Genomic DNA, 1,322 nt, shown 5'->3' on the forward strand with positions numbered 1-1,322 from the left:
GAAGCTCCTGATCGAAGCCCCAGTAAACGGCGGCCGTAACTATAACGGTCCTAAGGTAGCGAAATTCCTTGTCGGGTAAGTTCCGACCTGCACGAATGGCATAATGATGGCCAGGCTGTCTCCACCCGAGACTCAGTGAAATTGAAATCGCCGTGAAGATGCGGTGTACCCGCGGCTAGACGGAAAGACCCCGTGAACCTTTACTATAGCTTGACACTGAACCTTGAATTTTGATGTGTAGGATAGGTGGGAGACTTAGAAGCAGGAACGCCAGTTCTTGTGGAGTCGTCCTTGAAATACCACCCTTTAACGTTTGATGTTCTAACGAAGATTGCGGAACGCGGTCTCGGACAGTGTCTGGTGGGTAGTTTGACTGGGGCGGTCTCCTCCCAAAGAGTAACGGAGGAGCACGAAGGTTTGCTAATGACGGTCGGACATCGTCAGGTTAGTGCAATGGTAAAAGCAAGCTTAACTGCGAGACAGACAAGTCGAGCAGGTACGAAAGTAGGTCATAGTGATCCGGTGGTTCTGAATGGAAGGGCCATCGCTCAACGGATAAAAGGTACTCCGGGGATAACAGGCTGATACCGCCCAAGAGTTCATATCGACGGCGGTGTTTGGCACCTCGATGTCGGCTCATCACATCCTGGGGCTGAAGTAGGTCCCAAGGGTATGGCTGTTCGCCATTTAAAGTGGTACGCGAGCTGGGTTTAGAACGTCGTGAGACAGTTCGGTCCCTATCTGCCGTGGGCGTTGGATGATTGAGTGGGGCTGCTCCTAGTACGAGAGGACCGGAGTGGACGCATCACTGGTGTACCAGTTGTTTCGCCAGAAGCATTGCTGGGTAGCTAAATGCGGAAGAGATAAGTGCTGAAAGCATCTAAGCACGAAACTTGCCATAAGATGAGTCATCCCACTCTTTAAGAGTGTAAGGGTTGTTTAAGACGAAGACGTAGATAGGCTGGGTGTGTAAGCGGTGCGAGCCGTTGAGCTAACCAGTACTAATTGCCCGAGCGGCTTAACCATACAACCTCAAGTGGTTTGATGTTCAGGGGTCAGATGGCAGGAGTCAGATGACAGTTGAACGAACTTGAGAGAAAGAATAACAAAGACGAAAAGAAACTCAGAAAAACAGCTTGTTTCAAATTTAAAGAATAAAAAAATGGAAAGAATTAAGTAAGATACAGGAAAAAAAGCACGGCACTGCCGTCTGAAACCTGTCATCTGAACCCTGATTTCTGATGGTCATAATGCAGTAGCGCCACCTGATTCCATGCCGAACTCAGAAGTGAAATGCTGTGATGCCGATGGTAGTGTTGGGT

Annotated in this window: 2 rRNA genes; both read left to right on the plus strand. The window is 49.2% G+C overall.

Annotated elements, in window-relative coordinates:
- Positions 1 to 1,026: ribosomal RNA gene (locus tag E0709_RS12080) — 23S ribosomal RNA — on the plus strand; the annotation flags it as partial.
- Between the two features lie 211 nt (positions 1,027 to 1,237).
- A 5S ribosomal RNA gene (rrf, locus tag E0709_RS12085) occupies positions 1,238 to 1,322 on the plus strand; the annotation flags it as partial.

Source organism: Lonepinella koalarum (genome assembly GCF_004565475.1).
GTDB lineage: Bacteria > Pseudomonadota > Gammaproteobacteria > Enterobacterales > Pasteurellaceae > Lonepinella > Lonepinella koalarum.